Source organism: Citrobacter sp. 21OH12SH02A-Citro (assembly GCF_027919895.1).
Lineage (GTDB): Bacteria > Pseudomonadota > Gammaproteobacteria > Enterobacterales > Enterobacteriaceae > Citrobacter > Citrobacter braakii.
Genome location: NZ_CP114801.1, coordinates 1,039,651 through 1,065,772 on the forward strand (window position 1 = coordinate 1,039,651; position 26,122 = coordinate 1,065,772).

Annotated in this window: 23 protein-coding genes and 5 tRNA genes; 17 read left to right on the forward strand and 11 right to left on the reverse strand. The window is 53.8% G+C overall.

The features are described from left to right. Positions 1 to 81 precede the first annotated feature (81 nt). Together O6D90_RS05040 and ascF are read right to left on the reverse strand one after the other, a co-directional pair. Positions 82 to 1,506, reverse strand: coding sequence for a 6-phospho-beta-glucosidase (locus O6D90_RS05040; protein WP_016157318.1), 1,425 nt, complete (start codon positions 1,504 to 1,506; stop codon positions 82 to 84). 22 nt (positions 1,507 to 1,528) lie between these two features. Further along, the gene (ascF, locus tag O6D90_RS05045; RefSeq protein WP_046274835.1) at positions 1,529 to 2,983 is read right to left on the reverse strand and encodes a PTS cellobiose/arbutin/salicin transporter subunit IIBC; all 1,455 of its coding nucleotides are present in this window, start codon (positions 2,981 to 2,983) and stop codon (positions 1,529 to 1,531) included. 264 nt (positions 2,984 to 3,247) lie between these two features. Between ascF and O6D90_RS05050 the strand changes: the two genes are divergently transcribed. From O6D90_RS05050 to hypF, 3 genes are all read left to right on the forward strand, one after another. After that, positions 3,248 to 4,261 carry a LacI family DNA-binding transcriptional regulator gene (locus tag O6D90_RS05050; protein WP_016157316.1) on the forward strand — a complete coding sequence of 338 codons (1,014 nt, stop codon included), beginning with the start codon at positions 3,248 to 3,250 and terminating at the stop codon, positions 4,259 to 4,261. 145 nt (positions 4,262 to 4,406) lie between these two features. Then, the gene (hydN, locus tag O6D90_RS05055) at positions 4,407 to 4,952 is read left to right on the forward strand and encodes an electron transport protein HydN (protein ID WP_003037366.1); all 546 of its coding nucleotides are present in this window, start codon (positions 4,407 to 4,409) and stop codon (positions 4,950 to 4,952) included. A 94-nt stretch (positions 4,953 to 5,046) separates the two neighbouring features. After that, positions 5,047 to 7,287, forward strand: a complete 2,241-nt coding sequence (gene hypF / locus O6D90_RS05060) for a carbamoyltransferase HypF (protein WP_016157315.1) — start codon at positions 5,047 to 5,049, stop codon at positions 7,285 to 7,287. A gap of 110 nt (positions 7,288 to 7,397) precedes the next feature. Here the strand turns inward: hypF and norW are convergent, their stop codons facing one another. Both norW and norV read right to left on the reverse strand, forming a co-directional pair. Next, the gene (gene norW / locus O6D90_RS05065) at positions 7,398 to 8,531 is read right to left on the reverse strand and encodes an NADH:flavorubredoxin reductase NorW (RefSeq protein ID WP_016157314.1); all 1,134 of its coding nucleotides are present in this window, start codon (positions 8,529 to 8,531) and stop codon (positions 7,398 to 7,400) included. Beyond that, a complete protein-coding gene (gene norV, locus O6D90_RS05070) occupies positions 8,528 to 9,982 on the reverse strand; it encodes an anaerobic nitric oxide reductase flavorubredoxin (protein ID WP_016157313.1) in 1,455 nt (484 codons plus the stop codon). The genes norW and norV overlap by 4 nt, the downstream gene beginning before the upstream one ends. Positions 9,983 to 10,172: 190 nt before the next feature. Here norV and norR point away from each other — a divergent pair, with 190 nt between their 5' ends. Further along, a complete protein-coding gene (gene norR / locus O6D90_RS05075) occupies positions 10,173 to 11,690 on the forward strand; it encodes a nitric oxide reductase transcriptional regulator NorR (protein ID WP_088583057.1) in 1,518 nt (505 codons plus the stop codon). Here norR and gutQ read toward each other — a convergent pair. The 7 genes from gutQ to srlA form a co-directional block, all read right to left on the reverse strand. Then, on the reverse strand, positions 11,687 to 12,652 hold the full coding sequence (gene gutQ / locus O6D90_RS05080; RefSeq protein ID WP_016157311.1) for an arabinose-5-phosphate isomerase GutQ: 966 nt from the start codon (positions 12,650 to 12,652) through the stop codon (positions 11,687 to 11,689). The genes norR and gutQ overlap by 4 nt on opposite strands. Next, positions 12,645 to 13,418 carry a glucitol operon DNA-binding transcriptional repressor SrlR gene (gene srlR / locus O6D90_RS05085; protein WP_003037350.1) on the reverse strand — a complete coding sequence of 258 codons (774 nt, stop codon included), beginning with the start codon at positions 13,416 to 13,418 and terminating at the stop codon, positions 12,645 to 12,647. The genes gutQ and srlR overlap by 8 nt, the downstream gene beginning before the upstream one ends. A gap of 70 nt (positions 13,419 to 13,488) precedes the next feature. Beyond that, positions 13,489 to 13,848 carry a transcriptional regulator GutM gene (gutM, locus tag O6D90_RS05090; RefSeq protein ID WP_016154172.1) on the reverse strand — a complete coding sequence of 120 codons (360 nt, stop codon included), beginning with the start codon at positions 13,846 to 13,848 and terminating at the stop codon, positions 13,489 to 13,491. A gap of 97 nt (positions 13,849 to 13,945) precedes the next feature. After that, a complete protein-coding gene (gene srlD, locus O6D90_RS05095; RefSeq protein WP_003037345.1) occupies positions 13,946 to 14,725 on the reverse strand; it encodes a sorbitol-6-phosphate dehydrogenase in 780 nt (259 codons plus the stop codon). A gap of 17 nt (positions 14,726 to 14,742) precedes the next feature. After that, entirely contained in the window at positions 14,743 to 15,105 is a 363-nt protein-coding gene (gene srlB, locus O6D90_RS05100; protein ID WP_016157310.1) for a PTS glucitol/sorbitol transporter subunit IIA, read from the reverse strand. 13 nt (positions 15,106 to 15,118) lie between these two features. After that, entirely contained in the window at positions 15,119 to 16,090 is a 972-nt protein-coding gene (gene srlE / locus O6D90_RS05105; protein ID WP_016157309.1) for a PTS glucitol/sorbitol transporter subunit IIB, read from the reverse strand. Next, a complete protein-coding gene (srlA, locus tag O6D90_RS05110; RefSeq protein ID WP_016154169.1) occupies positions 16,087 to 16,650 on the reverse strand; it encodes a PTS glucitol/sorbitol transporter subunit IIC in 564 nt (187 codons plus the stop codon). Before srlA ends, srlE begins: the two co-directional genes overlap by 4 nt. Before the next feature lie 264 nt (positions 16,651 to 16,914). On the opposite strand from srlA, the gene mltB reads away from it, so the two are divergent. The 13 genes from mltB to O6D90_RS05175 all read left to right on the forward strand — a co-directional run bounded on the left by mltB (position 16,915) and on the right by O6D90_RS05175 (position 26,056). Then, entirely contained in the window at positions 16,915 to 17,994 is a 1,080-nt protein-coding gene (gene mltB, locus O6D90_RS05115) for a lytic murein transglycosylase B (RefSeq protein WP_032931776.1), read from the forward strand. 191 nt (positions 17,995 to 18,185) lie between these two features. Further along, positions 18,186 to 18,683 (forward strand): nicotinamide-nucleotide amidase, encoded by a 498-nt coding sequence (gene pncC / locus O6D90_RS05120; protein WP_016154167.1) that lies wholly within the window; start codon positions 18,186 to 18,188, stop codon positions 18,681 to 18,683. 92 nt (positions 18,684 to 18,775) lie between these two features. Continuing rightward, complete coding sequence (recA, locus tag O6D90_RS05125) at positions 18,776 to 19,840, forward strand: recombinase RecA (RefSeq protein ID WP_016154166.1); 1,065 nt, start codon at positions 18,776 to 18,778, stop codon at positions 19,838 to 19,840. 69 nt (positions 19,841 to 19,909) lie between these two features. After that, positions 19,910 to 20,410 (forward strand): recombination regulator RecX, encoded by a 501-nt coding sequence (gene recX / locus O6D90_RS05130; protein WP_016157307.1) that lies wholly within the window; start codon positions 19,910 to 19,912, stop codon positions 20,408 to 20,410. A gap of 128 nt (positions 20,411 to 20,538) precedes the next feature. Further along, on the forward strand, positions 20,539 to 23,166 hold the full coding sequence (alaS, locus tag O6D90_RS05135) for an alanine--tRNA ligase (RefSeq protein ID WP_016157306.1): 2,628 nt from the start codon (positions 20,539 to 20,541) through the stop codon (positions 23,164 to 23,166). Positions 23,167 to 23,404: 238 nt separating this feature from the next. Beyond that, positions 23,405 to 23,590, forward strand: coding sequence for a carbon storage regulator CsrA (csrA, locus tag O6D90_RS05140; protein ID WP_000906486.1), 186 nt, complete (start codon positions 23,405 to 23,407; stop codon positions 23,588 to 23,590). A gap of 346 nt (positions 23,591 to 23,936) precedes the next feature. Beyond that, positions 23,937 to 24,029, forward strand: a tRNA-Ser gene (locus tag O6D90_RS05145). Positions 24,030 to 24,032: 3 nt separating this feature from the next. Further along, positions 24,033 to 24,109 (forward strand) — tRNA-Arg (locus O6D90_RS05150). A 91-nt stretch (positions 24,110 to 24,200) separates the two neighbouring features. Continuing rightward, positions 24,201 to 24,277 (forward strand) — tRNA-Arg (locus O6D90_RS05155). Between the two features lie 192 nt (positions 24,278 to 24,469). Further along, positions 24,470 to 24,546: transfer RNA gene (locus tag O6D90_RS05160), tRNA-Arg, on the forward strand. Between the two features lie 192 nt (positions 24,547 to 24,738). Beyond that, positions 24,739 to 24,815 (forward strand) — tRNA-Arg (locus tag O6D90_RS05165). Positions 24,816 to 25,064: 249 nt separating this feature from the next. Continuing rightward, on the forward strand, positions 25,065 to 25,631 hold the full coding sequence (yqaB, locus tag O6D90_RS05170; RefSeq protein ID WP_016157305.1) for a fructose-1-phosphate/6-phosphogluconate phosphatase: 567 nt from the start codon (positions 25,065 to 25,067) through the stop codon (positions 25,629 to 25,631). Further along, positions 25,628 to 26,056 carry a YqaA family protein gene (locus O6D90_RS05175; RefSeq protein WP_003825961.1) on the forward strand — a complete coding sequence of 143 codons (429 nt, stop codon included), beginning with the start codon at positions 25,628 to 25,630 and terminating at the stop codon, positions 26,054 to 26,056. Before yqaB ends, O6D90_RS05175 begins: the two co-directional genes overlap by 4 nt. The last annotated feature ends 66 nt before the right edge of the window (positions 26,057 to 26,122 follow it).

The window sequence follows — 26,122 nt, forward strand, 5'->3', positions numbered from 1 at the left end:
ATGATAACAGACAGCGGGTATATATATTCTGAATAATACGTGTTGCCGGATGGCGGCGTCATCCGTCATCCGGCAACATTGTTATTCCAGATCGGTCCCGTTGCTCGCAATCACTTTCTTATACCACCAGAACGATTTTTTGCGTTTACGCGCTAACGTGCCGTTGCCCGCGTCATCGCGGTCCACATACACAAAACCGTAGCGTTTGCTCATCTCACCGGTTGAGGCTGAAACCAGATCGATACAGCCCCAGGTGGTGTAGCCCAGCAGCGGCACGCCATCCTCAATAGCATCTGCCATGGCGCGAATGTGCTCGCGTAAATAGCTAATGCGATAGTCGTCATTGATTTCGCCGTTAGCATCGATCTCATCTTTCGCCCCCAGCCCGTTTTCCACCAGAAACAACGGCTTCTGGTAGCGGTCATACATCATATTCATGGTGATGCGCAGGCCGAGCGGGTCGATGCCCCAGCCCCATTCGCTGGCGGCAATGTACGGATTACGCAGCGACTTCACCACGTTAGCGGCGCTGGTATTGCCAGTATTCATTTCAGCGGAGGCGCAGCGCGATGCGTAATAGCTAAACGAGACGAAATCGACGGTGTTTTTCAGGATATCGTCATCTCCCGCCGCTTTTTCTATCACCACGCCTTTTTCGCGAAACACACGGGCAGAGTAAGCGGGGTAAGCCCCGCGCGCCTGCACATCAATAAAGAACAGGTTTTCGCGGTCTTTTTCCAGCGCGGTCCACACATCTTCCGGTTTACAGGAATAAGGATAAAAATTACCGCCCGCCAGCATACAGCCGACCTGGTTTTGCGGATTAATTTCATGGGCAATTTTAGTTGCCAGGGCGCTGGCAATCAGTTCGTGGTGGGCGGACTGATATTTTACCTGATCCTGATTTTCATCTTCTTCAAACACCAGTCCGGCGCCAGAAAAAGGGCTGTGCAGCATAATGTTGATTTCGTTGAACGTTAGCCAGTACTTCACCAGACCGTCAAAGGCCTCGAAGCAGGTACGGGCGTAGCGGGTAAAGAACTCCACCATTTTGCGGTTACGCCAGGAGCCATACTCGCTGACCAGATGCATCGGCACATCGAAGTGACACAGCGTAACTAACGGCTCAATACCGTATTTTTTACACTCGGCAAACACGGCCCGGTAAAACGCGATACCCTCTTCATTTGGCGTTAGCTCGTCACCGTTAGGGTAGAGACGGCTCCAGGCAATGGAAGTACGAAAAACCGTAAACCCCATTTCCGCCATCAGCGCGATATCTTCTTTATAGCGATGATAAAAGTCGATTGCCTGATGGCTGGGATAAAATTCGTCATCCCGCAGCGTAAAGCGTTTTTCCTGACCCAGTTTGACGGCCATGCGGTTTGTGCCGTGGGGGATCATATCGACGGTGGTCAGCCCTTTGCCGCCTTCCTGGTATGCCCCTTCTGACTGGTTGGCGGCCAGTGCGCCGCCCCATAAAAATCCTTGCGGAAAAACAGACATAGTTAACCTCAGTTCATACCAGTCAAATGCTGGCTCTATTGATATTGCCTGGTTGCGCGGCCTGGTTTTTTCTGGCCTGCGCGGCTGCATCTTCGACAGGAATATCTTCAAAGCCGAGGAGCAGTGTTAATACAAAGGAAAGCACGACCGCCAGTGCCATCACGCCAAACACCCAAACGATGGTCATCGGATTGGCTGGATCGAAAAACTGTACGCTGGTGAACAAGCCTGGAGCCGCCATGGAGTGGCTCGCCAGTCCGGCCATTCCGGCAACGGCACCGCAGATAAAGCCGCTGATAAGACTCGCAATCAGTGGGCGTTTCAGGCGGATCGCCACGCCATACAGCGCGGGTTCGGAAATGCCTGCCATGATGGCCGAGGCGGCTGCCGCTAACGCCGTCTGACGCAGTTCCGGGTTTTTGGTTTTCCATGCCACTGCCAGCGATGAACCGCCCAGCGACAAATTGGCACCGATTTCCGACGGCATCACCATGCCTTCTTTTCCGGTTTCGGCAATGGTCTGAATAATGGTTGGCGTGAAGACGCGGTGCATACCGGTCATCACCAGCAGCGGCCACAATGCGCCCATAATGGCCACCGACAGCCAGCCGAGATAGCCGTGAATGGTATAAACCAGCGCTGAAATTGCACTACCGATCCAGATACCGATCGGGCCAATGATGACGATGGCGAGTGGGGCGGCGATCAGCACGATTAGCATCGGTTTAAGGAAGTTTTTGGTTACCGCCGGAGTGATGCGATCGACCCAGCGTTCGATGTAGGACAGACACCAGGTCATGACCAGCGCCGGGATCACCGTGTAGGTGTATTTCACCGCTGTCACCGGGATCAGGGCAAACTCAACGTGCTCACCCTGCGCGGCCTTCGCCATCAGTTCGATGAAGCTGGGATGTACCAGTACGCCTGCGATGGCGATTGCCAGCGACATGTTGGTTTTGAATTTTATGGCTGCTGAGGCGGCGACCATCAATGGCAGGAAGAAGAAAGCGCCGTCGCCGATTACGGTCAGAATAGTGAGCGTGGACGATCCTTTCACCAGCACGCCGGTCATTTCGAGGATCATTGCCAGCAGCTTGAGCATTGATCCGCCGATAATAGCCGGGATCAACGGGGACATTGTGCCGATCAGCGCGTCGAGGATCCCCGCGCCAATCCGCTTCAGCGTCAGCCGAGGTTTGGTTTGCGGCTCTGCAGGTTGCATATTGGCAGGTAACAGGCTGACTACCTCGCGATACGCCTGCGAAACGGTGTTGCCGATGATCACCTGGCACTGGTTATCGCTGCGCACCACGCCGAGCACGCCAGGGAGCGTCTTCAGCGTCGTGCTGTCGACCTGCGAGTCATCTTTGATAACGAAACGCAAACGGGTCATACAGTGGGTCACTGCTGTGATGTTGTCCACGCCTCCCAGAGCCGTCACAACCGAGCGCGCCAGCGCTGCATAATTTTTGGACATCGGATTTAATCCTGTTTTATCAGTAGAGTACGTTATGTTTTATCCGTTCACGTTGGTCGCTTTTCTGGGTTGATGAAACGCAGATAGGAAACCGGTTCCACAAAATCATGTTTAAATTACACGCAATGGGCAAGTTTTAATTTTGATCATTTTTTATAATTGTGACTCCGATCACCAGATGTCAGCGTTTGCAATTTAGCAGCAAGGACAGCGGCGAAACGGTGCAGTACACTGCGTCACATTGAGAGAAAAGGGATGAGTAATATGACCACGATGCTGGAGGTGGCGAAGCGTGCCGGGGTGTCAAAAGCGACGGTTTCCCGGGTGCTTTCCGGGAATGGTTATGTCAGCCAGGAAACCAAAGACCGCGTGTTTCAGGCCATTGAAGAGAGTGGTTACCGCCCTAACTTGCTGGCACGCAGTCTGGCAGCGAAAACCACGCAGACGCTGGGTCTGGTGGTAACTAATACCCTTTATCACGGCGTCTATTTCAGCGAACTGCTGTTTCATACCGCGCGGATGGCGGAAGATAAGGGACGCCAGTTGTTGCTGGCTGACGGTAAGCACAGCGCAGAGGAAGAGCGTCAGGCGATCCAGTATCTGCTCGACCTGCGCTGTGACGCGATTATGATCTATCCGCGTTTTCTTAGCGTGGATGAGATAGACGATATCATCGACGCCCACGCCCAGCCGATTATGGTGCTTAATCGGCGGCTGCGGAAAAATACCAGCCACTGCGTGTGGTGCGATCAAAAGCAAACCAGCTTTAACGCCGTTACTCAGCTCATTGCCGCCGGGCACAAAGAGATTGGTTTTATTACTGGCTCGATGGATTCGCCTACCGGCGTGGAGCGACTTTCAGGCTATAAAGACGCGCTGGCACATCATGGCATTCCGCTTAATAATGATTTGATTGTTAAAGGGAAATGGACGCCAGCCTGCGGCGCGGCGGGAGTCGATACTTTGCTTTCGCATAAGGTCAATTTTACCGCGCTGGTGGCCAGCAATGATGATATGGCGATCGGTGCGATAAAGCAGTTGCACGCGCATGGCGTGCGCGTCCCTGCTCAGGTGTCGGTGATTGGCTTCGACGATATCGCCATCGCGCCATACACTATTCCGGCGCTTTCCAGCGTCAAAATCCCGGTAACGGAAATGATCCAGGAAACGATAGGCCGCCTGATCTTTATGCTGGATGACGGGGCGTTTACGCCGCCAAAAACCTTCACCGGTGAACTCATTCAACGCGACTCTGTTGCGCCGCTCGTTTTGCGCTGACGGCTGTCATTTGTCATCGTCACTAGTGACGATGACACGGCTTCTCTGCATTCATCAAAATAAAAAACCTTTAATAACAGTCAATTAAATTCTGGCACGATTTATGAATGCTTCGGCAGATAATCTGTCATTGCTGGAGAAATTGATGAACCGTTTCATCATTGCAGACGCCAATAAATGCATTGGTTGCCGTACCTGTGAAGTGGCCTGCGTGGTATCCCATCAGGATAACCAGGACTGCGCATCGCTGACCCCTGAAACCTTTTTACCCCGCATTCACGTCATCAAAGGCGTTAATGTCTCCACGGCGACGCTGTGTCGCCAGTGTGAAGACGCGCCGTGCGCTAACGTCTGTCCGAACGGTGCAATCAGCCGTGATAAAGGCTTTGTTCACGTGATGCAGGAGCGCTGTATTGGGTGTAAAACCTGCGTTGTGGCTTGCCCTTATGGCGCAATGGAAGTGGTCGTGCGTCCGGTTGTTCGTAACAGCGGGGCAGGTCTGAACGTCCGGGCAGAAAAAGCCGAAGCCAATAAGTGCGACCTGTGCCACCATCGTGAGGCCGGCCCTGCCTGTATGGAAGTCTGCCCGACTCACGCGCTGATTTATGTGGATCGCAATAAGCTTGAGCAACTGAGCGCTGAAAAACGCCGTCGCGCGGCGCTGGATTCCACGGCATCTTTGCTGTTCTGATATCTGAAAATCCGCGTAAAATACGTGCCGGATAAGGCGAAGCCGCCATCCGGCAAACGGACATTTCAGGGATACAATACCGCGGGAATTCATCATGACAATAAACAACCACTCCGGCGTACAGCTGCGTATTCGCGGTAAGGTACAGGGCGTCGGATTTCGCCCCTACGTCTGGCAACTGGCGCAGCGGTTACAGCTACATGGCGATGTGTGTAACGACGGTGACGGTGTGGTTGTGCGTATACAGGAAGATCCGGCAGAGTTTATTGCGCAGTTGCATCAACACTGCCCGCCGCTGGCGCGCATTGACAGCGTTGAGAGCGAACCGTTCGCCTGGACGCAGCCGCCTGCCGATTTCTCGATTCGGCAAAGTGCTGGCGGCACGATGAATACGCAAATCGTTCCGGATGCCGCGACCTGTCCAGAATGTCTGGTTGAAATGAGCACCCCCGGCGAACGCCGCTATCGTTATCCCTTTATCAACTGTACCCACTGTGGCCCGCGCTTTACGATCATCCGCGCCATGCCCTACGATCGCCCGTTTACCGTGATGGCGTCATTCCCACTCTGTGCGCAATGCGATAAAGAGTATCGTGATCCATACGACCGTCGCTTCCATGCCCAGCCCGTTGCTTGTCCGGCATGCGGTCCCCACCTCGAATGGTTTAGCGCGGGTGAGCGGGCGGAGAAAGAAGAGGCGTTGCAGGCGGCAGTATCGCGCCTGAAAGCAGGCGGTATTGTGGCCGTTAAAGGGATTGGTGGGTTTCATCTGGTGTGCGATGCACGAAATGATGACGCCGTAGCGCTGCTCAGGCTGCGCAAACACCGTCCGGCAAAACCTCTGGCAGTGATGCTGCCCGGTGATGACGGACTGCCTGAACCCGCTCGTCGTTTGCTGACAACCCCAGCCGCGCCGATCGTGTTGGTGCAGAAACGCTATGTCGCAGCATTGAGCGAGGGCATTGCGCCAGGGTTAACGGAAGTGGGCGTCATGCTGCCAGCGAATCCGTTGCAGCATCTGCTCTTACAAGAGATGAATTGTCCGTTGGTAATGACCTCCGGCAATCTCAGCGGCAGACCGCCCGCTATTACCAACGAGCAGGCGCTGGAAGATTTACACGAAATTGCCGATGGTTTCCTGCTGCATAACCGCGAAATTGTGCAGCGAATGGATGACTCTGTGGTGCGCGACAGTGGGGAGATGCTGCGTCGTTCACGGGGTTACGTGCCGGATGCGGTGGCGCTGCCGCCAGGATTTCACGACGTGCCACCGATGCTTTGCCTGGGCGCAGATCTGAAAAATACCTTCTGCCTGGTGCGTGGTGAACAGGCGGTTATCAGCCAGCATTTGGGCGATCTCAGCGATGACGGCATTCAGCAGCAGTGGCGTGATGCGCTGCGCCTTATCCAGAACATTTATGACTTTACGCCGCAGCGTATCGTGCATGATGCACACCCTGGTTATGTTTCCAGCCAGTGGGCCAGCGAAATGAATCTGCCAACCGAAACGGTGCTGCATCACCATGCGCATGCCGCTGCGTGCCTGGCCGAGCACGGCTGGTCGCTCGATGGTGGCGACGTGATTGCTCTGACGTTAGACGGTATCGGCATGGGGGAAAACGGCGCGCTGTGGGGGGGAGAGTGTTTGCGGGTCAACTATCGTGAATGCGAACACCTTGGCGGCTTACCGGCGGTAGCGCTGGCGGGGGGCGATCTGGCGGCAAAACAGCCGTGGCGCAATTTGCTCGCGCAGTGCCTGCGTTTTGTTCCTGACTGGCAGCGCTACCCGGAAACATCGGTGCTGCAACATCAAAACTGGAACGTGCTGGCGCGCGCCATTGAGCGGGGGATTAACGCACCGCTGGCGTCATCGTGCGGACGGCTGTTTGATGCCGTTGCCGCCGCGCTTCAATGTGCGCCGGAATCGCTGAGTTATGAAGGTGAGGCGGCCTGCGCGCTGGAGGCGATGGCATCGCAATGTGCTGGCGTTGAGCACCCTGTCACGGTGCCGCTTGATGGCAATCAGCTGAACTTAGCGGTTTTTTGGCAGCAATGGCTGACCTGGCAGGCCAAACCTGCCGAAAGAGCGTGGGCGTTTCACGACGCGCTGGCACGTGGGTTTGCCACCCTGATGCGTTTGCAGGCCGAAGAGCGGGGGATTAAGACGCTGGTATTCAGCGGAGGTGTGATGCATAACCGCTTATTGTCAGCCCGGCTGGCGTTTTATCTGCATGATTTTACCTTACTGTTCCCGCAGCGTTTACCGGCGGGCGACGGCGGATTGTCGTTGGGGCAGGGCGTGATTGCCGCGGCGCGGGCGTTGGCGCAAAAATAAAAAAAGCCCCGGGACTGGCGGGGCAAGAACTACAGGTCGGGGCATACCGACAAGTGGCAACGCACATCCATGTGCGTGAGGTTAATAAATCAAGCAACGGTATCCTGTACTTACACGGGCAGCGTTTTTAGCAGCGCAAAAGCCTCTTTCATGCGGTCTTCGCTGACGACAAAGGCACATAGCTGGCCTGCGTCGTTCATCCCTCTGGCCACCATCCCTTGCGCTTCGGCGGCAATATGCCAGTTCAGATCGCGGCGCTGGGTTTCCCCAGCCAGATGCAAGGGTAATTCCGGCGTTTTGACTTTTACCAGCATGGCAGGCAACTTCAATGGTGCATTGCCGCCGAGCAGGTTTTTCGCCAGATACATGGCGCTCAGCTGAATCGGTTGCAGGAATGGGAGTACCTGACCGTTAATTTCTGCACAGTCGCCGAGGGCATAAATGTCCGGGTGGCTGGTTTGCAGGTAGCTGTCGACGCAGACGCCACGATTGATGTTCAATCCGGCGCGACGCGCCAGCGCGGTTTCAGGGCGCAGACCCGTAGCGGCGATCACCGCATCGACTTCTACGCTGCGGCTACGATCGAGCGTGGCGCGAATCCCCGACTCCGTTTTCTCCAGCCCCTGAAGCTGCGATTTCAGCAGCAGGTGTACGCCCATATCGGTCAGACGATGCTGTAAGCGACTGCTTACTTCTGGTGGCATCAGCGAAGCCAGAATGCTGGCGGCGTTGTCGATAAGCGTCACCGCTTTACCTGCACGACAAAAATCCATCGCCAGTTCGCTGCCAATCAAGCCGCCGCCGACAATCAGCACCCGTTGGGCGTCACGCAGTTGTGTTTCACAGGCGCGATACTCTTGTTGGCTGTTCAATGTGAGCATTAACTCACGTCCGGTAATCGGCGGTACGAACGCCGACGCTCCCGTAGCCAGCACCAGTTTGTCGTATGGCCACTGTTGCTCCTGGCTTTTCACTACGTGAGCATCGGCATCGATGTCGGTTACCCAGGTGTGCGGAAAGAGGCGCAAATTAAACTGTTCGGCAAACTCCCCCGCCGACTGGCGGGTGAGGTCGTCTGCACGTTGCGACTGACTGATAACATGGCTGAGATCGGGCTTGTTGTACTCATCCATACTGTCCGCAGCAATCAGGGTTAGCGGGACATTTGCATCCTGCTTACGGATATTTTTGACTAACTGGCGGGCGGCGAAGCCCGAACCAATAATGACAATTCCGCGGCTCATTTTGCCTCCGTTGCCAGTACGTCAAAGACGTCTTTACCTAATGAACATTCCGGGCACAGGAAGTTATCCGGAACGTCGCTCCACGGTGTTCCCGGCGCGACATCCTGCAGCGGTTCACCTTTTGCCGGGTCGTAAATCCACTGGCATACGCTGCACTGCATGCTTGGACCAAGATCAGCGGCAGCCGCAGCCGCAGCGGCACAGGCGCACTCTTCCTCTTTGGTTGCCGTTTTGACGATTGTTTCCGGCAGCGGAGCAAGCGCCCACTGACGTGCGATTTCACGGCCATGCTGACGACACAGTTCCAGCGCGTCCAGATCCGGACGCCATTTCGCTTTCAGACTCAGCGACATCTCGAAACCGGCATCCTGCAAGCGTGTGGACAAACGGTCTACCGCACCGCCGCTCCAGCCGTGTGAACCAAAGGCGCTGGCGCGTTTGTTACGAAAACGCAGGCCGGTCATCTCTTCTACCAGACCGGCGATTTTTGGCATCATTACGTTGTTCATCGTTGAAGTACCAACCAGCACGCCTTTAGAGCGGAAGACGTTAGTCAGGACTTCGTTTTTGTCGCTACGGGCGACGTTAAAGATTTTCACCGCCACGTTCGGGTCAACTTCGTTGATGCCCTGGGCAATGGCGTCCGCCATCATGCGGGTGTTGTTGGACATGGTGTCGTAGAAAATGGTGATACGGTCTTCCTGATAGTCAGCCGCCCATTTCAGATACATTTCAACGATTTGTGTCGGGTTGTCGCGCCATACCACGCCGTGGGAAGTGGCAATCATATCCACCGGCAGGTTGAAGCCGAGAATCTCAGTGATTTTCGGTGTAACCAGACGGCTGAACGGCGTCAGGATGTTGGCGTAGTAACGCTGGCACTGTTCGAACAGTTCGGTCTGGTCAACTTCGTCGTTAAACAGACGTTCATCACAGTAGTGCTGGCCGAAGGCGTCGTTACTGAACAGCACCGCATCGCCGGTCATGTAGGTCATCATGCTGTCAGGCCAGTGCAGCATCGGTGTTTCAACGAAGATTAGCTGCTTACCGTTGCCAATGTCCAGCGAGTCGCCGGTTTTCACCACGTTGAAGTTCCACTCCGGGTGGTGGTGGTGCCCGTTGATAGAGTCAATAGCGTTGGCTGTGCAGTAAATTGGCGTGTCAGGGATGCAGGACATCAGCTCAGTCAGCGCACCGGCATGGTCCTCTTCCGCGTGGTTAATGATGATGTAGTCGATATCTGCCAGGTCAATTTCACTGCGCAGGTTCTGCACGAATTCACGGCTAAACTTGTGGTCTACTGTATCGATCAGGACATTTTTTTCTTCACGGATGAGATAGCTGTTGTAGCTGCTACCGCGCAGCGTTTTATATTCAGTCCCGTGGAAATCACGAACTTCCCAGTCACGTTGGCCAACCCAATGAATGTTATTTTTAACCAGAATAGACATAGCAACCTCAGTAATTAATTCAGCGTTTTTCTAAAAAAGATGTTTTGCTTATTGCAGGTTGCGTGCCAACTTTTTATTTATTGATTTTAAAGGGTTTGTTTTTTAATGCCTATAAGGTGGTAGTCAAAATGACTATTCATTTTATTGTCAATATGACAATATGAATTGTCAAAATGACAATGAGGTCGTCATGAGTTTTTCCGTAGAAGTGCTGGCGGGTATCGCCATTGAATTACAAAGCGGTATTGGACATCAGGACCGTTTTCAACGCCTGATAACCACCTTGCGTCAGGTGCTGGAGTGCGACGCGTCGGCATTGCTGCGCTATGAGTCGCGACAGTTTATTCCGCTGGCGATCGATGGGCTGGCGCAGGACGTTCTCGGCAGGCGCTTTACCCTGGAAGGGCATCCTCGTCTGGAGGCGATTGCCCGCGCCGGGGACGTGGTTCGTTTCCCTGCCGACAGCGATTTGCCAGACCCTTACGATGGGCTGATTCCGGGCCAGGAGAGCCTGAAGGTACACGCCTGCATTGGCTTACCGCTGTTCGCCGGTCAAAATCTGATTGGCGCGTTAACGCTGGATTGCATGGAGCCCGATCAATTCGATGTTTTCAGCGATGAAGAACTTAGGCTGATTGCCGCGCTGGCGGCGGGCGCGCTGAGCAATGCGCTGCTGATTGAACAACTGGAAAGCCAGAATATGTTGCCGGGCCCGTCGACGGCCTTCGAGCAGGTGACTGAAACCCAAATGATTGGCCTGTCGCCCAATATGCTGCAGTTGAAAAAAGAGATTGAGATTGTGGCGGGATCCGATCTCAACGTACTGATTAGCGGCGAAACGGGGACCGGGAAGGAGCTGGTAGCTAAGGCTATCCATGAAGGTTCGCCGCGCGCGGTGAATCCGCTGGTGTATCTGAACTGCGCGGCGTTGCCGGAAACCGTAGCGGAAAGTGAGCTGTTTGGTCACGTAAAAGGCGCCTTTACCGGGGCTATCAGCAATCGTAGCGGTAAGTTTGAAATGGCTGACAATGGGACGCTGTTTCTCGATGAGATTGGCGAACTCTCGCTGGCGTTACAGGCTAAGTTGCTACGTGTGTTGCAGTACGGCGATATTCAGCGTGTGGGTGACGATCGCAGCCTGCGCGTGGATGTTCGGGTGCTGGCGGCAACGAACCGTGATTTACGGGAAGAGGTGCTGGCCGGGAATTTCCGTGCGGATTTGTTCCACCGTCTGAGCGTCTTTCCCCTTTCCGTACCGCCCCTTCGTGAACGCGGCGAAGATGTGGTGCTGCTGGCCGGTTATTTTTGCGAACAATGTCGGCTGCGGCTGGGACTTTCCCGCGTGGTGTTAAGTCCCGGCGCACGTAGCCATCTGTTGAATTATGGCTGGCCCGGGAACGTGCGCGAGCTGGAACATGCTATTCACCGGGCGGTTGTTCTGGCAAGGGCCACCAGGGCAGGGGATGAAGTGGTGCTTGAGGCGCAGCATTTTGCCCTGCAGGATGAAAACCCGGCTCCCCAGGCGGAGGTTGTTGCGGAGATCCCGCAGCATCGCAACCTGCGTGAGGCAACGGAGTCATTCCAGCGGGAGATGATCCGCCGGGCGTTGGCGCAAAATAATCACAGTTGGGCGGCAAGTGCGCGGGCGCTGGAAACAGACGTCGCCAACCTGCACCGGCTGGCGAAACGTCTGGGGCTGAAGGATTAGATAATACCTGCCTGATAGAAATCCTGCAGGTTGATAGCACCGGTGAGTTTACCGTTTTCATCAACCACCGGTGCGGCAGTGATTTTGCGCTTCATCAGGATCTCTTTGGCGTCAATGGCGCGGCTCTGCGCCTGCAGCGTAATGCCATTATGGGTCATTGCTTCGCTAACCTGAGTGGTGAGCGCTCCGCCGCCAACCAGCCAGCGGCGCAGGTCACCGTCGGTAAAGACGCCTTTCACCAGCGACTCGTCGTCGCAGACTGCCACCAGGCCAAGACCCGTACGGCTTAGTTCCAGCATCGCGTCCATGACGCTGGTGGTGAGCGTCACCTGCGGAATGGCATCGTCACGGCGCATCAGATGATGCACTTTATTTAACAGACGAGCGCCCAGCGCACCCGCCGGATGCGAGCGGGCAAAATCTTCTTCGTTAAAGCCGCGCGCCTGCATCACGGCGATTGCCAACGCGTCGCCCATCATCAGAGTGTTCACGGTACTGGAAGTCGGTGCCAGGCGCATCGGACAGGCTTCGCGCTCAACGGAAATATCCAGCACGGCTTTGGCTGCCAGACCCAGCGGTGAGGTCGGTTTTCCGGTCATTGCCAGCAGAGCGACGGACTTGTCTTCCAGGCGCGGAATGATGAGATCCAGTTCTTTTGCGCCGCCGGAGTAGGAAATAAACAGCATGACATCACGGCTTTCAATCATCCCTAAGTCGCCGTGCAGCGCTTCAGCCGGATGCACAAAAAAGGCGGGCGTGCCGGTACTGGCGAGGGTCGCGGCTATTTTTTTGCCAATATGGCCTGATTTGCCAATCCCGGAGACAATCACTTTGCCTTCGCAGTGGATGATAGTATTGGCGGCGCGGACAAAATCATCGCCCAGTCGTTCAGGCAGTCGGCTGGCTTCCTGTAGCTCCAGCATTAACGTCTGACGGCCCGCGTTCAGTAGTGCATCACTCATTGGTTTCTCCGGTTATGATCACTTCAATCCCTTTTGCTTCCAGCGCCTGACGAAACGCTGGGTCGATACCCGCATCGGTAATCAGCTTGTCGACGCTTTCCAGACTGCACACAACATTGGGGCTTTTGCGCCCAAATTTTGACGAGTCAGCCATCAGAATCACTTCGCGAGCGGCATTGCACATCGCTTTACTGACGCTAAACACCTCATTAAAGGTGGTCACGCCGGCATTGAGGTCAATGCCGTCGGTGCCCATGAAGAGTTTATCAAAGCTGAACTGCTCAAAGGCGTTTTCTGCCAGCTGACCGTGAAATGACGCAGATTTTTTGCGAAAGGTCCCGCCGGGCATCAGGATAGTTTGCTCGTTGTCCAGCTCTGAAAGGGCGTTAACAATGTGCAGACTGTTGGTCATGACGGTGATGTTGCTAAAGCGGGTGAGCATCGGCACCATCTGCAATACGGTGCTGCCCGCATCCAGAATAATCGAGTCGCCATCGTGAATAAAACGGACGGCGGCTTCGGCAATCTGCTCTTTTTTATGCGTATTGATTAGCGTTTTGTGATCGATTGGCGGGTCGGATTCGTCTTTATTTAATACCACGCCGCCATAGGTACGAATGACGGTTCCGGCATTCTCCAGAATGACCAGGTCTTTGCGAATGGTCGTGCCGGTTGTGTCAAAGTAGTGGGCCAGTTCTTCAACCGAGCATTTTCCCTGCTTTTGCAGATGCTCCAATATGGCTGCCTGTCGCTGACGAGGTTTCATAGGCGTGATTACCCTGACTTATTAGGTTGCAAAATGATAATTTCGCAAGCTATTAGCATTCACAACGAAATTACCCATGTTTCAGTTTAAGCGCCAATGATAGTGCATTCTGCGCTAACGGATCATGGGGAAAGATCACATCAGGCTGTAAATCATCAAGATGTTTGCCCATTATCGTGGCAATTTTACCGGGCCTGGCAAATACAGTAAGACCTTTCATAAATAACGAATCGGTAACCCGCTGCTGCTCATCCAGCGCGATGGCGACCACCACGCGGGGTTTAAACCGTCCACCGGAACGACCTACGCCAACCCGACCCCGCTGGCAGAGTTGATCAAACGCCCGGTTAAAGCGGGATATTTGCCAGCCACCGAGCGCCAGTTGCAGGCACCAGGCGATAGCGGCGACGGTAATCAGTGCGGAAACCATAATGTGCTCCTTTGATTTTGCCGGATGGCGGCTGTGCCTTATCCGACCAGGTGTGTGTAGGCCCGGTAAGCGCAGCGCCACCGGGCAATCATGTTTCTTAGAACATCACCTGACCACCGGTCACGTTAATGGACTGACCGGTGCAGTAAGAGGCTTTCGGGCTGGCGTAAAACAGCAGCATGTTCAGCACGTCCTGATAATCGCAGCCGCGCTTAAGCGGAACCTTATCAATGTAGTACTGCTCGACTTCGTCTGGCTTAAGGCCAAGCTTGGTCGCATATTGCGGTAATAATGACTGGAACATCGGTGATTTCAGCAGATTGCCGAGCATCAGTGAATGCACGGTGATCCCGTACTCTGCCAGATCCAGCGCCAGCGACTGGGTTAAACCTACACCGCCAAATTTTGCCGCGCTATAGCCTGAGTTGTGTTTACTGCCCACTTTCCCTGATTTGGAGTTGATCTGGATAATGCGTCCCTGGACGCCATCGCGGATCATCAGGCGTGAAAATTCCCGTGCGCAGAGAAAGTAGCCGACCAGATTCACCTGCAACGAGCGATCGAAATCCCCAAGCTGAAAGTCGCTGATAAACGCGGCTTTTGCGATACCCGCGCTGTAAACCAGCAGATCGACGCGGCCAAATATTTCATCCACTCCGCGCGACAGCGCCAGCACACTCTGTTCGCTGGTGGCATCAGCGCCAAAACCGTAGGCGGTGCCTTCGCCAAACTCGGCGTTTATTTCCTGCGCGACGTTGGCGGCTTTATCGCTTTGGATATCCACCACCGCGACGCGGTACCCTTCTGTCGCAAGCCCACGGCAAAGGAATGCCCCCAGGGTCTGGCCTCCACCAATGACAACGGCAACCTGATTCATCTTTATCTCCTTCAATCTTAAGCAATAAACTTCAAAATACAGCCCGGTGCGATACCGTCCGGTACGGGGCCCGCAACGTGTACGGTGCCGGGAAATTCCGCTTCACTCAGTCCGTCAAAACGCAGAGTGATATGCCCCAGTTCACGTAAGTTTTGTTCCGCCACGCTGCCAACGGCTGTGACCGGGTAGTGATGCTGGCCTAGCTCAAATTGGATCCCAGCCTGCAAAGAGCCGTTCAGCTCCCCATGGCAATGGATGAAGCAAAATTCTTCGATATCCGCAGGCGCGCCTTCACGAAAGGTAATTAGCATCTGGTCGCAGAGTGCATCCGGGGCGCTCTGGCCGATGCGGGTGATGGTGGTTTCATAAATCACGGTCATTTTTGAGAGCCTCTTATTGGTAAATAAAGCCGGAAACAAACCAGGCGATGAGAACGGTCGGTGCGCCGGTCAGAAAACGACTCACCAGTACGGATGGCACACCGACGCGGACCGTGTCCTGGCGCGCTTCGGCTAGCGACAATCCGACTGGAATAAAGTCGCATGCCGCTTGGGCGTTAATGGCGAACAGGGCAGGTAGCGCCAGATGCGGAGGAATGTTCCCCAAACCAATCTGTACGCCGATCAGGACGCCGATAACCTGGGCGATGACCGCACCAGGGCCGAGGAAAGGGGACAGCAGCGGGAAAGAGCAGATCAGCGCCAGGGTTACCAGCCCCAGCGGATGGCTGGCCAGCGGTGCGAGTCCATGGGCAATCCAGTCCCCCAGGCCAGACGCCATAATGATGCCGATCAGCGCCGAGACGAACGCCATAAACGGCAGAATGGTTTTCAGGACGGTATCGATAGTGTCTCGCCCAGCCTGAAACAGAACCGCAACGGCTGAACCCATTCCCATGCCGACTTTTGCCAGCAGACCGTCGCTTTGTTCGGTAATTTTCTTGCTGGTGTCGTACTCGCGACCCATCGTGCTGTTTGCTGGCGTTGGCGCAGCGGATGCTTCACCGACGACGGTAATGTTTTCTTCTTTCACGCCAGAGACATAGATATCTTCGATAATATATTGGGCCAGCGGACCGGATTTACCCGTCGCGTGAATATTCACTGTTGGTATACGGCGTTTTGGATAGATCCCGCAGCGCAGCGTGCCGCCGCAGTCGATGATCGCCACGCCAATTTCGTTCTCTGGCGGCTCGCCTTCTTTGAAGCCATCAACGGCCTGCCAACCTGTCAGGCTGGCTATCCTGTCGACTATTGCGGGGCGAGTCCCGGCGGTGATATAGACAATTTTCTTGCCTGGCACGGCATCCAGTTCAAGCGGGCCGCCCCAGCCGCCGGTGCCTTTTTCAATACGAATACGCGTCATGATGCTGCTCCCGCCAGATGTACTTTCTGCTCAAGTTGAATGCCCATTTTTTTCTCAAAGATGGTGGTGGTGAAATCGGTCACCCAGCCGCGGAAGAAGTTGGTCACCAGGCCGACCAGCAAATAGCTCACTGCCAGCGGGCCGAGCGGAAGACCCAGCGTGGTCAGTCCGCTGGCGATCCCCAGATAGACGAACAGCTCACCGGGGTTGATGTGGGGAAATAAGCCGTTCATTGAATGGCAGCTGTAAGAGGCGGCTGCGTAGTAGCTGGGCTTGAACTTTTCCGGCATAAAGCGGCCCAGGCTCAGCGTCATAGGATTACAAAACACAAATGTGCCGATGCACGGCAGCAGTAGATAGCGGGACAGCGGGTTTCCGGCGCAGCGCTGGGCAAAACGTTCAATACGTTGCTGACCGATAAAGTTAATCAGCGCATTCATGATGACCAGCAGACTGATCAGCAGAGGCAGAATACCGGTCACCATGCCGGTAAACACCTCTCCGCCTTTCTGGAACAATCCGATAAACCACTCAGCACCGAGTGTGATGGTGTCGATCATTATTCTCTCCTGTAGGGGTTTTAGTTATCTTGCCAAACGGTAACTAATTTTAATCAGATCGAAAGATTTAAAAGTGTTATTTTGATCGCAAAATGAAAGATAAATATTTTAATTTGAAAGATTGTGCGTAAGGACGCGCCAATGTGCCGGTCAGGAGTGCAAGAGGGGGGAAATTCTGTGAAGGAGAGCGACTACTGCTTCCTTGTGTGGCGGAGGATGCTTTACCATACTTCTCCCAGGCTGAATTTGTTTAATGGATGTCTCATGTTCAAGCGTCGTTATGTAGCGTTACTTCCCCTTTTCGTATTGCTTGCTGCTTGTAGCAGCAAACCTAAACCTTCAGAGACTCAAACGACTACGGGTACGCCATCCGGCGGCTTCCTGTTTGAGCCACAGCACAATGTCATGCAAACGGGCGGCGATTTTGCCAATAATCCAAACGCGCAGCAGTTCATCGAGAAAATGGTGAACAAGCACGGCTTTGACCGCCAGCAGCTGCAGGAGATCCTGTCGCAGGCCAAGCGTCTGGACTCGGTATTGCGTTTGATGGACCGCCAGGCGCCGACGACTCAACCGCCAGCCGGACCTAACGGTGCATGGCTGCGGTATCGTAAACAGTTCATCACCCCGGATAACGTACAAAACGGTGTGGCCTTCTGGAACCAATATGAAGATGCGCTGAACCGTGCATGGCAGGTCTACGGCGTACCGCCGGAAATTATCGTTGGCATTATTGGCGTAGAGACTCGCTGGGGCCGCGTGATGGGTAAAACGCGGATTCTGGATGCGCTGGCGACATTGTCGTTTAACTATCCTCGTCGTGCGGAATATTTCTCTGGTGAACTGGAAACCTTCCTGCTGATGGCGCGAGATGAAAGCGACGATCCGCTCGATTTGAAAGGTTCTTTCGCAGGGGCGATGGGCTACGGCCAATTTATGCCATCTTCCTATAAGCAATATGCCGTTGATTTCAATGGCGATGGGCACATTAACCTGTGGGATCCGGTTGATGCTATCGGTAGCGTGGCGAACTATTTCAAAGGCCACGGTTGGGTGAAAGGCGATACGGTCGCGGTTCCGGCGAATGGCCAGGCGCCAGGGCTGGCGAACGGCTTTAAAACCCAGTACAGCATTTCTCAGCTTGCCGCCGCAGGCCTGACGCCGCAGCAGTCTCTGGGTAATCATCAGCAGGCCAGCCTGCTGCGACTGGATATCGGTACCGGTTATCAGTATTGGTATGGACTGCCGAACTTCTACACCATCACCCGCTATAACCACAGTACCCACTATGCCATGGCCGTGTGGCAATTGGGTCAGGCGGTCGCGCTGGCGCGCGTGCAGTAATCATTTGTTATCGGTCTACAGGGGCAATTCCTTGTAGACCGAATAGGCTATCCTGGTGCGTTATCCGGTACTCTTTTGAATGCGGTTTATCTATTTTCTGAATGCCCCTCGTAAAATTGTCTCCTCATCCCCATCTTGGTTATGAAAGTGCTATCTTGTCCGGCATATTTTTTTAACTGACAGAGGCTGAAATGACCGACAGTGAACTGATGCAGTTAAGCGAGCAGGTTGGCCTGGCGTTGAAAGCGCGCGGGGCAACCGTGACGACGGCGGAATCCTGCACCGGCGGCTGGGTAGCCAAAGCAATTACGGATATTGCCGGCAGCTCTGCCTGGTTTGAGCGCGGGTTTGTGACCTACAGCAATGAAGCCAAAGCGCAGATGATTGGCGTGCGCGAAGAGACGCTGGTCCAGCATGGGGCGGTGAGCGAACCTGTGGTGGTGGAGATGGCGATTGGCGCGCTAAAAGCGGCCCGCGCGCATTTCGCTGTTTCGATTAGCGGTATTGCGGGGCCAGATGGCGGCAGTGAAGAAAAGCCCGTGGGGACGGTATGGTTCGCTTTTGCCAGCGCGAGCGGCGAGGGGATTACTCGCCGGGAATGCTTCAGCGGCGATCGCGATGCGGTACGTCGACAGGCGACCGCCTACGCGTTACAAACCCTGTGGCAACAATTTCTACAAAATACTTGATACTGTATGAGCATACAGTATAATTGCCCCAACAGAACATTATCTATCACGTTTCGCGGTTTAACCCGAAAGCGGCATGACAGGAGTAATTAATGGCTATCGACGAAAACAAACAGAAAGCGTTGGCGGCAGCGCTGGGTCAGATCGAAAAGCAATTCGGTAAAGGCTCCATCATGCGCCTGGGTGAAGACCGTTCCATGGATGTGGAAACCATCTCCACCGGTTCGCTTTCTCTGGATATCGCATTGGGCGCGGGCGGTTTGCCAATGGGCCGTATCGTTGAAATCTACGGGCCTGAATCTTCCGGTAAAACGACGCTGACCCTGCAGGTTATTGCTGCCGCACAGCGCGAAGGTAAAACCTGTGCGTTCATCGATGCGGAACACGCACTGGATCCCGTCTATGCGCGCAAGCTTGGCGTTGATATCGACAACCTGCTGTGCTCTCAGCCGGATACCGGTGAACAAGCGCTGGAAATCTGTGATGCGCTGGCGCGCTCCGGTGCGGTTGACGTTATCGTTGTCGACTCCGTTGCCGCATTGACGCCGAAGGCAGAAATCGAAGGCGAGATTGGTGACTCTCACATGGGCCTTGCGGCACGTATGATGAGCCAGGCCATGCGTAAGCTGGCCGGTAACCTGAAGCAGTCCAACACGCTACTGATTTTCATCAACCAGATCCGTATGAAGATTGGCGTTATGTTCGGTAACCCGGAAACCACCACCGGTGGTAACGCCCTGAAATTCTATGCTTCTGTTCGCCTGGATATCCGTCGTATTGGCGCGGTGAAAGAAGGCGACAACGTGGTTGGTAGCGAAACCCGTGTTAAGGTCGTGAAAAACAAAATTGCAGCGCCGTTCAAACAGGCTGAATTCCAGATTCTTTACGGTGAAGGTATCAACTTCTACGGCGAACTGGTCGATTTGGGCGTGAAAGAGAAGCTGATTGAAAAAGCCGGTGCATGGTACAGCTACAACGGTGAGAAAATTGGTCAGGGTAAAGCGAATGCCACTAACTGGCTGAAGGAAAACCCGGCAACGGCGAAGGAAATTGAGAAGAAAGTACGCGAGTTACTGCTCAATAACCCGGATTCAAAACCAGACTTCTCTGTTGATGACAGCGGTGAAGATGTAAAAGAAACGAACGAAGATTTCTGATAATCTGACGTTATCGCACATAGAAGGGCTGCATACGATGCAGCCCTTTTCCATTTCTGAAGGCTCACTATGACAGAAGCAACTTCCCGCCGCTCCGCTTATTCCCGACTTCTTGACCGCGCTGTACGTATACTGGCGATGCGCGATCACAGCGAGCAGGAACTGCGGCGTAAGCTGGCCGCTCCGGTGATGGGAAAAAATGGACCGGAAGACATTGATGCAACGCCGGAGGATTACGACAAGGTTATCGCCTGGTGTATTGAAAGTCGTTATCTGGATGATGACCGCTTCGTTCAGCAGTTTATCTCCAGCCGTAGCCGTAAAGGTTATGGACCCGCGCGCGTGCGTCAGGAATTAAACCAAAAAGGGATTTCGCGTGAAGCCGTTGAACGGGCCATGCGCGAGTGCGAAATTGACTGGGCAGGGCTTGCGCGCGCGCAGGCCATTCGTAAATACGGAGAACCTTTACCTGTAGATTTTTCAGATAAGGTAAAGGTCCAGCGCTTTTTGCTCTACCGTGGCTATCTGATGGAAGATATTCAGGCAATATGGCGAAATTTTGACGATTGAGCGCATACGGGATTTTACTTCCCAGTAAAGAAAACTTATCTTATTCCCACTTTTCGATTGCCAGAGGCGCAGTTTACGTGCCGATGCTGGTAATGACATTTCGTTAGCTTGATTTCTTCAGGATAATTATGAGCAAGAGCACCGCTGAGATCCGTCAGGCGTTTCTCGATTTTTTCCATAGTAAAGGACATCAGGTAGTTGCCAGCAGCTCCCTGGTACCGAACAATGACCCTACTTTGTTGTTTACCAACGCCGGGATGAACCAGTTCAAGGATGTGTTCCTTGGCCTCGACAAGCGTAATTATTCCCGCGCAACCACCTCGCAGCGTTGCGTGCGTGCGGGCGGTAAGCACAACGACCTGGAAAACGTCGGTTACACTGCACGTCACCATACTTTCTTCGAAATGCTGGGCAACTTCAGCTTCGGCGATTATTTCAAACATGATGCTATTCAATACGCATGGGAACTGCTGACCGGTGAAAACTGGTTTGCCCTGCCAAAAGAGCGTCTGTGGGTCACCGTCTATGAAACTGACGATGAAGCCTATGAAATCTGGGAAAAAGAAGTCGGCATTCCGCGCGAACGTATCATCCGTATCGGTGATAACAAAGGCGCGGCTTATGCTTCCGATAACTTCTGGCAGATGGGTGATACCGGCCCTTGCGGTCCGTGCACCGAAATTTTCTACGACCATGGCGACCACATTTGGGGTGGCCCTCCGGGAAGCGCAGAAGAAGATGGCGATCGCTACATTGAGATCTGGAACATCGTCTTCATGCAGTTCAACCGTCAGGCTGACGGCACCATGGAACCGCTGCCGAAGCCGTCCGTGGATACTGGTATGGGCCTTGAGCGTATTGCGGCCGTGCTGCAACACGTTAACTCCAACTATGAAATCGACCTGTTCCGTTCACTGATTGAGTCCGTGGCGAAAGTCACCGGCGCGACCGATCTGAGCAACAAGTCGCTGCGCGTTATCGCTGACCATATCCGCTCCTGTGCATTCCTGATTGCCGATGGCGTTGTCCCGTCGAATGAAAACCGTGGTTATGTGCTGCGTCGTATCATTCGTCGCGCGGTACGTCATGGCAACATGCTGGGCGCGAAGGATACCTTCTTCTACAAGCTGGTTGGTCCGCTGGTGGACGTCATGGGCTCCGCAGGTGAAGAACTGAAGCGTCAGCAGGCTATGGTTGAGCAGGTTCTGAAAACCGAAGAAGAGCAGTTTGCGCGTACACTGGAGCGTGGTCTGGCGCTGCTGGATGAAGAACTGGCAAAACTGTCCGGTGATACACTGGATGGCGAAACCGCATTCCGTCTGTATGACACCTACGGTTTCCCGGTTGACCTGACGGCGGACGTTTGCCGCGAGCGCAACATTAAGGTTGACGAAGCGGGCTTTGAAGCCGCAATGGAAGAACAGCGCCGTCGCGCGCGTGAAGCCAGCGGCTTTGGCGCAGACTACAATGCGATGATTCGTGTTGATGGCGCCTCTGAATTTAAAGGCTACGAACATCTGGAACTGAACGGCAAAGTGACCGCGCTGTTTGTTGATGGTAAAGCGGTAGACGCAATTAACGCAGGTCAGGACGCAGTTGTCGTACTGGATCAGACTCCGTTCTATGCGGAATCTGGTGGTCAGGTTGGCGACAAGGGTGAACTGAAAGGCGCAGGCTTCGCGTTTGCCGTGAGCGACACGCAGAAATATGGCCAGGCCATTGGTCACATCGGTAAGCTGTCTGCGGGTTCTCTGAAAATTGGCGATGCAGTACAGGCTGATGTTGATGAAGCTCGTCGTGCGCGCATTCGCTTGAACCACTCCGCAACGCACCTGATGCACGCGGCGCTGCGCCAGGTACTGGGCACGCATGTGGCACAGAAAGGCTCGTTGGTTAACGATAAAGTGCTGCGCTTCGACTTCTCTCATACTGAAGCTATGAAGCCTGCTGAAATCCGTGCCGTTGAAGATCTGGTGAATGCGCAAATTCGTCGCAATCTGCCGATTGAAACGAACATCATGGATCTCGAAGCGGCGAAAGCCAAAGGCGCAATGGCGCTGTTTGGCGAGAAATATGACGACCACGTGCGTGTTCTGAGCATGGGTGATTTCTCTACCGAACTGTGTGGTGGTACTCATGCCAGCCGTACGGGTGATATCGGTCTGTTCCGTATTGTGTCTGAGTCAGGCACTGCGGCGGGCGTTCGTCGTATCGAAGCTGTGACCGGTGAAGGCGCTATCCAAACCGTGCATGCTGAGAGCGATCGCTTAAGCGATATTGCGCAGCTGCTGAAAGGCGATAGCCAGAATATTGGTGACAAAGTTCGTTCCGTGCTGGAGCGTACGCGTCAACTCGAAAAAGAATTGCAGCAATTGAAGGAACAGGCTGCGGCGCAGGAGAGTGCAAATCTCTCCAGCAAAGCGGTTGATATCAATGGCGTGAAGCTGCTGGTCAGCGAACTCGCGGACGTTGAGCCGAAAATGTTGCGTACCATGGTTGATGATCTGAAAAATCAACTGGGGTCTACCGTTATCGTTCTGGCAACGGTAGTGGAAGGTAAGGTTTCTCTGATTGCGGGTGTGTCTAAGGACGTGACAGATCGCGTGAAAGCAGGGGAACTGGTTGGAATGGTCGCTCAGCAGGTAGGCGGTAAGGGTGGTGGTCGTCCGGACATGGCGCAAGCCGGTGGTACGGATGCTGCGGCTCTGCCAGCAGCGTTAGCCAGTGTGAAAGGCTGGGTCAGCGCAAAACTGTAATAATTATAAGCGTAAGTCGACGCTGCGGACTTCAATCCGCAGCGTTTGTATCAACGCTATCGACAACGATAAAGTCAGGTTGAAGTTGTGTATATCGGCTAAACTTAGGTTTAACAGAATGTGATGCCGTGACTGCTTACACTTAGGTGTTTGTCATCGCTTACTTTTTGGCGTTATATGATGGATAATGCCGGGATACAGAGAGACCCGACTCTTTTAATCTTTCAAGGAGCAAAGAATGCTGATTCTGACTCGTCGAGTTGGTGAGACCCTCATGATAGGCGATGAGGTCACCGTGACAGTTTTAGGGGTGAAGGGCAACCAGGTGCGCATTGGCGTAAACGCCCCGAAAGAAGTTTCTGTCCATCGTGAAGAGATCTACCAGCGTATCCAGGCTGAAAAATCCCAGCAGTCCAGTTACTAAGGTTTTCGCGTCTCACCTTTCTGGTGAGGCGCAACCTGATTGAATTATCCCTTTTCTTTTCTTCTCTTTTCTTCTTCGTCTTCCTCTTCCTCATTTTTTCGATTCCCATCCGCGTATTGCCTTCCCTGCGATTTTTCCGTTTGTTCATTGCCTCAGGAAATTGCCAATTTATCTGTTGATAAAACACTCTTTTTGCCGTTTTTGCAGACTAATTGCGCGTGAAATGTGCAAACGATAAAAGCGCTGGAAAAATTGTTTGACTTATAAGTCCCAGAAAGTAATATGTGCGCCACGCAGCGACGATGAGCAGAAACAAGTTCTTCGAAGCACTCGCAAGAGGCGTGTTGGTGAGGTGGCCGAGAGGCTGAAGGCGCTCCCCTGCTAAGGGAGTATGCGGTCAAAAGCTGCATCCGGGGTTCGAATCCCCGCCTCACCGCCATTTGCATCCGTAGCTCAGCTGGATAGAGTACTCGGCTACGAACCGAGCGGTCGGAGGTTCGAATCCTCCCGGATGCACCATCTTCTCTGCAATAGCGCATTAGCGTTGTTACAGAAAATCGATATCACTTTAGCAGCGATATCAAATCTGCAGTAAGTAAGTTTCCCTGATGCATCCGTAGCTCAGCTGGATAGAGTACTCGGCTACGAACCGAGCGGTCGGAGGTTCGAATCCTCCCGGATGCACCATCTTCTCCGAGATAACAGCAACACTGTTGTTTCATGGTCTGCGAGATAATCGTGAGCACCAGGGAGGATAACGTTGCTTCAGCAACGGCCCACAGGGCGAGGCGCAGCCGAGTAATCCTCCCGGATGCACCATCTCTTACTTGATATCGCTCATTACGATATCAATATCGGCAGTAAAGCAAGTTTCCCGATGCATCCGTAGCTCAGCTGGATAGAGTACTCGGCTACGAACCGAGCGGTCGGAGGTTCGAATCCTCCCGGATGCACCATCTTCTCCGAGATAACAGCAACACTGTTGTTTCATGGTCTGCGAGATAATCGCAAGCACCAGGGAGGATAACGTTGCTTCAGCAACGGCCCGCAGGGCGAGGCGCAGCCGAGTAATCCTCCCGGATGCACCATCTTACTTGATAGCGCTTTAGCAGCGATATCAAGTCTGCAGTAAAGCAAGTTTCCCTGATGCATCCGTAGCTCAGCTGGATAGAGTACTCGGCTACGAACCGAGCGGTCGGAGGTTCGAATCCTCCCGGATGCACCATCTTCTCCGAGATAACAGCAACACTGTTGTTTCATGGTCTGCGAGATAATCGTGAGCACCAGGGATGATAACGTTGCTTCAGCAACGGCCCCAGGGCGAGGCGCAGCCGAGTAATCCTCCCGGATGCACCATCTTCTCTCCTTTGAATCATTTCCACATACTCCCGGAACACCCCTTAATTCGCTGTCAGTGACAAAATCAATCAATTACGATAAAATAACGTCTGGTCATTCGGCTTGTGAGAAGACGATGTACGAACGTTATGCGGGTTTGATTTTTGATATGGATGGCACCATCCTGGATACCGAGCCAACGCACCGTAAGGCGTGGCATGAGGTATTGGGGCATTATGGATTACGTTTTGATGAACAAGCCATGGTCGCTCTCAATGGCTCCCCAACGTGGCGTATTGCCCAGTCGGTAATTGAATTGAATCATGCCGATCTTGACCCTCATGCATTGGCGCGTGAAAAAACCGACAAGGTGAGAAGCATGCTGCTGGATAGCGTCCAGCCTTTGCCATTGGTTGACGTCGTGAAAGCCTGGCATGGTCGTCGTCCTATGTCGGTAGGTACGGGGAGTGAAAGCGCGATTGCGGAAGCTCTGCTCGCACACCTTGGGCTGCGTCGCTATTTTGATGCTGTAGTCGCAGCCGATCACGTACAACACCATAAACCTGCTCCTGATACGTTTTTGCTCTGTGCCGAACGTATGGGTGTTGCTCCGGCGCGCTGTGTCGTATTTGAAGATGCCGATTTTGGACTGCAGGCGGCGCATGCCGCAGGAATGGATGCGGTGGATGTCCGGTTATTGTGAGTGATGGACTATCGCTCCTGTCACTGTTTGCCAGCAGTTTTCTCAGCGCTACGCTATTACCCGGCAATTCTGAAGTTGTTTTAGTTGCTTTGCTGGTCTCTGGGGTAAGTCATCCCTGGGTCTTAGTCTTAACAGCAACAATGGGTAATAGCCTTGGAGGGTTAACTAACGTTATCCTTGGGCGTTTCTTTCCATTGCGTAAAACATCGCGCTGGCAAGAAAAAGCCACTGGCTGGCTGCGGCGCTATGGCGCTGTCACACTATTATTAAGCTGGATGCCGGTTGTGGGTGATTTACTGTGCCTGTTAGCTGGATGGATGCGCATCTCGTGGGGTCCAGTACTTTTTTTCTTATGCCTTGGCAAGGCGCTGCGCTATGTAGTTGTCGCAGCGGTTACGACGCAAGGCATTATGTGGTGGCACTAATTGTGTTGTGAGATAGCCTTCAGGGTAACCAATACCATTATGCTAATTAAAACGATTTTGACAGGC